A 9,082-nucleotide genomic window follows, 5' to 3' on the forward strand; every position below is an offset into this window, starting at 1 on the left:
CCGCGCCAGTGACCGAGAAGGCCGCCCTCACGCCCGTGGAAGTCACTGGAGTCCTCGACCGCGCCGCCGCAGGCGGGCGCATCACCCCCGAGGAAGCGCTCGACCTCTACCGCTCGGCCCCGCTGCACGCGCTGGGCTCGGCCGCCGACGCCGTGCGCCGCCGCCGCTACGCCGGTACGGAGCACATCGCGACGTACATCATCGAGCGCAACATCAACTACACCAACCTGTGTGTGACGGCGTGCAAGTTCTGCGCGTTCTACGCCGCGCCCAAGGACACCGAGAAGGGCTGGACCCGCGACCTCGACGACATCCTGCGCCGCTGCGCGGAGACCGTCGAACTCGGCGGCACGCAGATCATGTTCCAGGGCGGCCACCACCCGGACTTCGGTGTCGAGTACTACGAGGAGCACTTCTCCGCGATCAAGAAGGCGTTCCCGCAGCTGGTCATCCACTCCCTCGGCGCCTCCGAGATCGAGCACATGGCCCGCATCTCGGGTGTCTCCGCCGAAGAGGCGATCAGCCGGATCCACGCGGCCGGCCTCGACTCCTTCGCGGGCGCCGGCGCCGAGCTGCTGCCCGCGCGGCCTCGCACGGCGATCGCGCCGCTCAAGGAGTCCGGCGAGCGCTGGCTGGAGATCATGGAGACCGCGCACGGTCTCGGTGTCGAGTCGACGTCCACGATGCTGATGGGCACGGGCGAGACCAACGCCGAGCGGATCGAGCACCTGCGGATGATCCGCGACGTGCAGGACCGGACGGGCGGCTTCCGCGCCTTCATCCCGTACACCTACCAGCCCGAGAACAACCACCTGAAGGGCCAGACGCAGGCCACGCTCTTCGAGTACCTGCGGATGATCGCCATCGCCCGGATCTTCCTCGACAACGTGGCCCATATCCAGGGCTCCTGGCTGACCACGGGCAAGGAGGTCGGCCAGCTCTCCCTGCACTACGGTGCCGACGACCTCGGCTCGATCATGCTGGAGGAGAACGTCGTCTCGTCGGCGGGCGCCAAGCACCGCTCCAACCGTCTGGAGATCATCGACCTGATCCGCAAGGCGGGCCGGGTGCCGGCGCAGCGCGCCACGACGTACGAGCACATCGTCGTGCACGACGACCCGGCGAACGACCCGGTCGACGCCCGGGTGGTCTCGCACATCTCGTCCACGGCGATCGAGGGCGGTACGGCGCACCCCGAGCTGAAGCTGCTCAGCGCCAACTGAGCCGGGCGTGCTGACGATCCATCACCCGTGGGGCGGGCTGCGTGCCGAGTGGGACGGGCCCGTCACCCCGGGACAGGCGGTCGCCGTCGACGGCGGACGCGTCGCGGCGCTCGGGCCGTACGAAGAACTGCTCGCCCGGTACGGGGAGCGGGCCCGGGTCCGTGAGTGGCACGGCGTGCTCGGCCCCGGGCGGTACGAGCCCGACGGCGCCGCCCTGCTGGAGGCGGCCTACTGGCCCGACCCGCGCGAGGCGGCCGACCTCGGCACGGAGCCGCTGACCGGCGCCGCGCTCGCCGCGCTGGACCTGACGGACACCCGCTGGGGCGCGAGCGCGCGCCGTGGCGTGCAGCGGCTGCTGGCGCGCGGGGTGACGGCGCTCGCGGGCCCGTTCGCCCGCGCCTCGGTCCGCACGGCGGTGGAACGCTCCGGCCTGCGCGCCGCCGCCAGGCCGCTGGCCGTCGACGTCGACGCCGACTTCGCGGTCCTCGCCGACGACGGCGGCTGTCTGGTGACGGCACTCGGCGGCCGGCTGGTGTTCCGCCGCGCCTAGGGCGCGCCGTGCGCGTGGGGCCGGGGCTGCTTGAATGGGCGGGTGACCCGAGCATCCCTGGACAAGCAGCCGCACGAAGTCGCCTCGATGTTCGACGACGTGGCGGCCAAGTACGACCTCACCAACGACGTGCTCTCGCTCGGCCAGGCCCGGCTGTGGCGCAAGGAGGTCGCGAAGGCGGTCGACGCGCGCCCCGCCGAGAAGGTCCTCGACCTGGCCGCGGGCACCGCCACCTCCTCGCAGCCCTTCGCCGCGACCGGCGCCTACGTGGTGCCGTGCGACTTCTCGCAGGGCATGCTGCGCGAGGGCAAGAACCGCCACCCCTGGATGCCGTTCACGGCCGGGGACGCGACAAAACTGCCCTTCGCCGACGAGGTCTTCGACGCGGTGACGATCTCCTTCGGACTGCGCAACGTCCAGGACACGGATCGGGCGCTGAGCGAGCTGTTCCGGGTGACGAAGCCCGGCGGCCGTGTCGTCATCTGTGAGTTCTCCCATCCGACGTGGGCGCCGTTCAGGACCGTCTACGAGGAGTACCTGATGCGCGCGCTGCCGCCGACGGCGCGCGCCGTGTCCTCCAACCCCGACGCGTACGTCTATCTCGCCGAGTCGATCCGCGACTGGCCCGACCAGCCGGCGCTGGCGGCGAAGCTCCAGCGGGCCGGCTGGTCGAAGGTGGCGTGGCGGAACCTGACGGGCGGAGTGGTGGCACTGCACAGGGGCGTACGCGTCTGACCCGGCCGGTGCCTCACAGCTTCAGCCGGAAACACAGCGCCAGCAGCTCCTCGGTCCCGCCGCCCTGCCGCTCCCTGCTGAACGGGTAGGTCTCGGCGAGGTCCATCCCCAGCCGCCGGGTCACCGCTATGGAGCGCTCGTTGCGGGAGTTGACCATCGCCACGACCTCGCCGACCCCGGCGGCCCGTACCCGGTCCAGGGTCTGCCGGGCGGCGGCCGTGACGTAGCCGTGGCCCCAGGCGGCCCTGGCCAGCCGCCAGCCGATCTCGATCTCGCCGACCGGGCCCTGGGTCTCGTGCGGCCACGGCTGGGCGCCGGTGAAGCCGATCACCTCACCGCTGTCGTCCAGCACGCTCCAGAGGCAGAAGCCGCGTTCGGCGTCGTGCCGCCGCTGGCGCGCCGTGAGCTCCTCGTACACCGACAGCTCGGCGGGGGCGCCGCCGTGGAACTCCATCACGTCGGGGTCGGCGAAGATCCGGTGCCAGACGAGGGCGTCCTCCTCGGTGGGGACGCGCAGCCGTACGGCGGGCACCTGTCCTGTCATGTCGTTCACGATGGCGGCCCTTCAACTGTTGGATCAGTACGCACCCATAGACTGCACACGTCCAGTGCCGTCCGGTACGTCATTTCCAGTCTTCGGGAGAACCCGCTGTGACCGAGCCCCTCTCCGAGAACACCGCAGATGTGATCGTCGTCGGTGCGGGCCCGGCCGGCTCGACCACCGCGTACTACCTCGCCAAGGCGGGACTCGACGTCCTGCTGCTGGAGAAGACGGCGTTCCCGCGCGAGAAGGTCTGTGGCGACGGGCTCACCCCGCGCGCCACGAAGCAGTTGGTGTCCATGGGCATCGACATCTCCGAAGAGGCGGGCTGGCTGCGCAACAAGGGCCTGCGGATCATCGGCGGCGGTGTGCGGCTCCAGCTCGACTGGCCGGACCTCGCCACGTACCCGGACTACGGACTCGTCCGCAAGCGCGACGACTTCGACGAGCAGCTGGCCCGGCAGGCGCAGAAGGCCGGCGCCCGGCTGTACGAGCGCTGCAACGTGGGCGCGCCGATCCTCGACGAGCGCACGGGCCACATCACCGGCGTCAACGCGAAGCTCGGTGAGGAGAAGACCCCGGTCACCTTCCACGCGCCGCTCGTGGTCGCCGCCGACGGCAACTCCACCCGGCTGTCGCTCGCGATGGGCCTGCACCGCCGCGAGGACCGCCCGATGGGCGTCGCCGTCCGCACGTACTTCACCTCGCCGCGCCACGACGACGACTACCTGGAGTCCTGGCTGGAGCTGTGGGACAGGCGCGGCCCGCAGGACCGGCTGCTGCCCGGCTACGGCTGGATCTTCGGCATGGGCGACGGCACGTCCAACGTGGGCCTCGGCATCCTCGACTCCTCCGCCGCCTTCCGCGAGCTGGACTGGCGCGAGGTGCTGAAGGCCTGGTGCGCCTCGATGCCGGCGGACTGGGGCTACGTCCCGGAGAACATGACGATGCCGATCCGCGGCGCCGCCCTCCCGATGGCCTTCAACCGCCAGCCGCACTACACGAAGGGCCTGTTGCTCGTCGGCGACGCGGGCGGCCTGATCAACCCGTTCAACGGCGAGGGCATCGCCTACGCGATGGAGTCGGGCCAGATCGCCGCCGACGTGATGGTCCAGGCGGTCTCCCGCGCGACCCCGGCCCAGCGCGAACTGGCCCTCCAGCGCTACCCGAAGGTCCTCAAGGACACCTACGGCGGCTACTACACCCTGGGCCGCGCCTTCGTGAAGCTCATCGGCAACCCCAAGATCATGAAGATCGCGGCCCAACGCGGCCTGACCCACCCGATGCTGATGCGCTTCACCCTGAAGATGCTGGCGAACCTGACGGACCCGACGGGCGGCGACGCGATGGACCGCATCATCAACGGCCTGACAAAGGTAGCCCCGAAGGCCTGACGTCGTACGCGAAAGGCCCGCACCCCCCGTCGGGTGCGGGCCTTTCGCGTGTGTCCGGTGTGTGGTGCGTCAGAGGACGCGGACCGCGCCCGACGGCGGGTCCCAGTCCAGGGACTTCTCCACCACTCCCGTGCTCGGGTTCTGCGCGCCGACGAACTGGCCGTCGCCCACGTAGATCCCCGTGTGGTACGCGCTGCCCGCGCCGCCCCAGTAGAGGATGTCGCCCGGCTGGAGGTTGCTCAGGGAGACCTGGGTGCCGGCCGTCGACTGCGAGCCGGAGACCCGGGGGAGGTCGACGCCGACCGAGCGGTAGGCCGCCTGGACCAGGCCCGAGCAGTCCCAGGCGTTGGGGCCCGTGGAGCCCATCACGTACGCGTCGCCGAGCTGCGCCTTCGCGAAGGCGACCACGGCGCCGGCCGAGCCGGAGGCTGTGGAGGCGCTGTACGAGCCCGAGTCGGACGTGGAGGCCGCGGTGGTGGTCGCGGTGAGGGTGGTGCGTTCCGTGGTGCGAGAGGCGCGCTCGGCGGCCTTCGCGCGGGCGGCCTTCTCCGCCCTCTCCGCCTTCTTCTTCGCTTCGGCCTTGCGCTCGGCCTCGGCGTGCGCCTTCTTGGCGGCGTGTGCCGCCTTGGTGGCTGCCGCGTCTTCCTGGGCCTGAAGTTCCAGGGTGAGCGCGATCTGCTGGGTGGCTTCGGCGGACTGTGCCGCGCTGCCCGCCAACCCGGTGGTGAGCGTGGGGATCTCGATGGTCTGGGTCACCGGCTCGGCGTTCGCCGGGCCGGCAGCACCTGCCACCGCGATGGTGCTGAGGACGCCACCGGCAACTCCGGCACGGAGCGCGGTTCTCGACGCACTCTGGCGGGGCTTCCGGTGGCTTCGTATGAGAGCGGTGTGGGACATGGGACAACCCGTATCAGGGGTTCCCGGGTTGCCGTCAAGCAAGGTGTGTTGCGCCACAGTTACGTTCGGAATCTGTGAATCCGCTTATTCGGGGCCTTTATTGACGCCGTAACGGGCAAAACGGGCAGTCGCGATCACGGGCATGATCACGGCCTTTCAGCTAAACGCCCGAATTGCCCGCCGCCTACCATCCCTTCACACGGTTGGCCAAGCCCCGCTTTTCCGCCATCTTCGCGACGTGGCACAGGTCACACCGTCGGCACGCGCGGGTGGGAATTGTCCGGACCCGTCGCTCGTGAATGCGCGCACGTGTCCACCTCGCTCCGCGCGACCCCCTCGACCGGGTGAGCGCGAGCGCCTTATCACCCAAAAGCCGTCCATCGCCAATTTGCCTGTATCGAGCACCGCTTGATAGAGGCGGGCGGCCACGACCAGCGGCAACGCCCGCCGTTGTGACGTCGGGTGACCGTTCGGGCGCCTCACGTGGGACGGCTTCCGCTCATCCGACTTCATGATCCTCGGCCGGGTGGTGGAGATCACAAAGCCCTTGTCGCACCCCGTGTCGCAGATCACAGACCACCAGGCATAGGATGCGGGGCAGCCGGGCTTGTGAACTGCCTCACATGTAAGCGATCTTCGTGGGGTGGCGAGCGAAAAGCCCGCTGCGGTCCATCGGTCAAGGACGACTGGAAGGAGCTGAGGAGCGTGAATGCCTACGCGCCCATCCTCGTGCTCGGCGCCCTCGGAGCTGGGTTTGCGATCTTCTCCGTGGTGATGGCCACGCTTATCGGCCCAAAACGGTACAACAGGGCGAAACTTGAAGCGTACGAGTGCGGGATCGAACCGACGCCGACACCCGCCGGGGGCGGTCGCTTCCCCATCAAGTACTACCTGACGGCGATGCTCTTCATCGTCTTCGACATCGAGATCGTCTTCCTTTACCCCTGGGCGGTCACTTTCGACTCCCTGGGGATTTTCGGGCTCGTGGAGATGCTGCTCTTCGTGCTCACCGTCTTCGTCGCCTACGCGTATGTGTGGCGGCGGGGCGGTCTGGAATGGGACTAGAGGGGCTGAGGGGCCACCAATGGGACTCGAAGAGAAGCTGCCGAGCGGTTTCCTGCTGACCACCGTCGAACAGGCGCAGGGCTGGGTGCGGAGTTCGTCCATGTTCCCCGCGACCTTCGGCCTTGCCTGCTGTGCCATCGAGATGATGACGACGGGTGCCGGACGGTACGACCTGGCACGGTTCGGGATGGAGGTCTTCCGCGGTTCACCGCGCCAGGCCGACCTGATGATCGTCGCAGGCCGGGTGAGCCAGAAGATGGCGCCCGTGCTGCGGCAGGTCTACGACCAGATGCCCAACCCCAAGTGGGTGATCTCCATGGGGGTCTGCGCCTCGTCGGGCGGGATGTTCAACAACTACGCCATCGTCCAGGGTGTCGACCACGTCGTCCCCGTCGACATCTATCTGCCCGGCTGCCCGCCGCGGCCCGAGATGCTGATGGACGCGATCCTCAAGCTCCACGCGAAGATCAAGGACGGCAAGCTCGGCGTCAACGCGGAGGAAGCCGCCCGCGAGGCGGAGGAAGCGGCCCTCAAGGCGCTCCCCACCATCGAGATGAAGGGGCTGCTGCGGTGACCGACGAGCAGCGATCCGCCGAAGCGGCGAACGGGTCCGGGCAGAACGGATCCGGCAAGAACGTTCCCTCCGAGCGGAACCAGGCCGCCGAGGTCATCCGGGTCAAGCGGGGGATGTTCGGCGCCGAGAACGGCGGCGACACCTCCGGCTACGGCGGACTCGTCAGGCCCGTGGCCCTCCCGGGCGCCTCGTCACGTCCGTACGGCGGCCGGGACGGCGTCTTCGACGAGATCGCCGACGAACTCGAAGGCGCCCTCGACGAGCAGGGACTCCTGCCCGAGAACGCGATCGAGAAGACGGTCGTCGACCGCGGCGAGATGACCTTCCACATCGCCCGTGAGCATCTGGTCCAGGTCGCGCGCACCCTGCGTGACGACCCGGCGCTGCGCTTCGAGCTGTGTACGGGGGTGTCGGGCGTCCACTACCTCGGTGACAAGGGCCGCGAGCTGCACGCCGTCTACCACCTGCGCTCGATCACCCACAGCCGGCTGATCCGCCTGGAGGTGTCGGCCCCCGACGCCGACCCGCACGTGCCGTCCCTGGTCGAGATCTATCCGACCAACGACTGGCACGAGCGCGAGACGTACGACTTCTTCGGCCTGATCTTCGACGGTCACCCGGCCCTGACCCGGATCATGATGCCGGACGACTGGCAGGGCTTCCCGCAGCGCAAGGACTATCCGCTCGGCGGTATCGCCGTCGAGTACAAGGGCGCCCAGATCCCGGCTCCGGACCAGCGGAGGTCGTACTCCTGATGTCAACTCCCCAAGCCCCGCACGCGACTCCCCGCGCCACGACCGAGGGCACCGTCTACACGGTCACCGGCGGCGACTGGGACGAGGTCGTCGAATCGGCGGTCAAGAGCGACGACGAGCGCATCGTCGTCAACATGGGCCCGCAGCACCCGTCCACGCACGGCGTGCTGCGGCTGATCCTGGAGATCGACGGCGAGACCGTCACCGAGGCCCGCTGCGGCATCGGTTACCTGCACACCGGCATCGAGAAGAACCTCGAATACCGCACGTGGACGCAGGGCACCACGTTCGTCACGCGCATGGACTACCTGACGTCGTTCTTCAACGAGACGGCGTACTGCCTCGGCGTGGAGAAGCTGCTCGGCATCGAGGACCAGATCCCGGACCGGGCCACCGCCATCCGCGTCCTGCTGATGGAGCTGAACCGGCTCTCCTCGCACCTGGTCGCCATCGCCACCGGCGGTATGGAGCTCGGCGCGACCACGATCATGATCTACGGCTTCCGCGATCGTGAACTGATTCTCGACGCCTACGAGCTGATCACCGGGCTGCGCATGAACCACGCGTTCATCCGCCCCGGCGGCCTCGCCCAGGACCTGCCGGCCGGCGCCGTCGACCATCTGCGCGGGATGCTCAAGACGCTCCGCAAGAACCTGCCGGAGTACGACAAGCTCGCCACCGGCAACCCCATCTTCAAGGCCCGTATGCAGGACGTCGGTTACCTCGACCTGGCGGGCTGCATGGCGCTCGGCGCTACGGGGCCGATCCTGCGGGCCGCCGGACTCCCGCACGACCTGCGCAAGTCCGACCCGTACTGCGGCTACGAGAACTACGACTTCGAGATCCCGACCGCGGAGACCTGCGACTCCTACGGCCGCTTCCTGATCCGGCTTGAGGAGATGCGGCAGTCGCTGCGGATCGTCGAGCAGATCCTGGACCGGCTCGAACCCGGCCCGGTCATGGTCGCGGACAAGAAGATCGCCTGGCCCGCGCAGCTCGCGCTCGGCCCGGACGGACTCGGCAACTCGCTCGACCACATCAAGAACATCATGGGCACGTCCATGGAGGCTCTGATCCATCACTTCAAACTGGTGACGGAGGGCTTCCGCGTCCCGGCGGGACAGGCGTACGCGGCGGTCGAGTCGCCCAAGGGCGAACTCGGCGCGCACGTCGTCTCCGACGGGGGCACGCGCCCGTACCGGGTCCACTTCAGGGACCCGTCCTTCACCAATCTCCAGGCCATGGCCGCGATGTGTGAGGGCGGCCAGGTCGCCGACGTCATCGTCGCTGTCGCGTCCATCGACCCCGTGATGGGAGGCGTCGACCGGTGACGACCACACCCGCCAAC

10 protein-coding genes are annotated in these 9,082 nt (G+C 69.2%); 8 read left to right on the plus strand and 2 right to left on the minus strand.

Annotated elements, in window-relative coordinates:
* Nucleotides 1-8: 8 nt before the first annotated feature.
* The 3 genes from mqnC to OHS57_RS22560 are packed head-to-tail and all read left to right on the plus strand — an operon-like array spanning nt 9 to nt 2,508.
* Complete coding sequence (gene mqnC / locus OHS57_RS22550; protein WP_041985958.1) at nt 9-1,223, plus strand: cyclic dehypoxanthinyl futalosine synthase; 1,215 nt, start codon at nt 9-11, stop codon at nt 1,221-1,223.
* A gap of 7 nt (nt 1,224-1,230) precedes the next feature.
* Complete coding sequence (locus OHS57_RS22555) at nt 1,231-1,773, plus strand: imidazolonepropionase-like domain-containing protein (protein WP_443042942.1); 543 nt, start codon at nt 1,231-1,233, stop codon at nt 1,771-1,773.
* A 42-nt stretch (nt 1,774-1,815) separates the two neighbouring features.
* Complete coding sequence (locus OHS57_RS22560; RefSeq protein WP_078863472.1) at nt 1,816-2,508, plus strand: demethylmenaquinone methyltransferase; 693 nt, start codon at nt 1,816-1,818, stop codon at nt 2,506-2,508.
* A 13-nt stretch (nt 2,509-2,521) separates the two neighbouring features.
* Here OHS57_RS22560 and OHS57_RS22565 read toward each other — a convergent pair whose 3' ends face one another.
* Nucleotides 2,522-3,052: a GNAT family N-acetyltransferase gene (locus OHS57_RS22565; protein ID WP_328583166.1), complete on the minus strand. Its 531-nt coding sequence runs from the start codon at nt 3,050-3,052 to the stop codon at nt 2,522-2,524.
* Between the two features lie 107 nt (nt 3,053-3,159).
* Between OHS57_RS22565 and OHS57_RS22570 the strand changes: the two genes are divergently transcribed.
* Entirely contained in the window at nt 3,160-4,443 is a 1,284-nt protein-coding gene (locus OHS57_RS22570) for a geranylgeranyl reductase family protein (protein ID WP_041985955.1), read from the plus strand.
* 69 nt (nt 4,444-4,512) lie between these two features.
* On the opposite strand, the gene OHS57_RS22575 is transcribed toward OHS57_RS22570, so the two are convergent.
* The gene (locus OHS57_RS22575; protein WP_041985949.1) at nt 4,513-5,340 is read right to left on the minus strand and encodes a C40 family peptidase; all 828 of its coding nucleotides are present in this window, start codon (nt 5,338-5,340) and stop codon (nt 4,513-4,515) included.
* Nucleotides 5,341-6,045: 705 nt separating this feature from the next.
* On the opposite strand from OHS57_RS22575, the gene OHS57_RS22580 reads away from it, so the two are divergent.
* Genes OHS57_RS22580 through OHS57_RS22595 form a run of 4 tightly spaced genes read left to right on the plus strand, consistent with a single transcriptional unit; the run spans nt 6,046 to nt 9,065 of the window.
* Nucleotides 6,046-6,405, plus strand: coding sequence for an NADH-quinone oxidoreductase subunit A (locus tag OHS57_RS22580; protein ID WP_030379754.1), 360 nt, complete (start codon nt 6,046-6,048; stop codon nt 6,403-6,405).
* A gap of 19 nt (nt 6,406-6,424) precedes the next feature.
* Nucleotides 6,425-6,979, plus strand: coding sequence for a NuoB/complex I 20 kDa subunit family protein (locus OHS57_RS22585; protein ID WP_041985945.1), 555 nt, complete (start codon nt 6,425-6,427; stop codon nt 6,977-6,979).
* Complete coding sequence (locus tag OHS57_RS22590) at nt 6,976-7,734, plus strand: NADH-quinone oxidoreductase subunit C (RefSeq protein ID WP_041985943.1); 759 nt, start codon at nt 6,976-6,978, stop codon at nt 7,732-7,734. The genes OHS57_RS22585 and OHS57_RS22590 overlap by 4 nt, the downstream gene beginning before the upstream one ends.
* Nucleotides 7,734-9,065, plus strand: a complete 1,332-nt coding sequence (locus OHS57_RS22595; RefSeq protein ID WP_041985941.1) for an NADH-quinone oxidoreductase subunit D — start codon at nt 7,734-7,736, stop codon at nt 9,063-9,065. The genes OHS57_RS22590 and OHS57_RS22595 overlap by 1 nt, the downstream gene beginning before the upstream one ends.
* Nucleotides 9,066-9,082: the final 17 nt, after the last annotated feature.

The organism is Streptomyces sp. NBC_00370 (assembly GCF_036084755.1).
Taxonomy (GTDB): domain Bacteria; phylum Actinomycetota; class Actinomycetes; order Streptomycetales; family Streptomycetaceae; genus Streptomyces.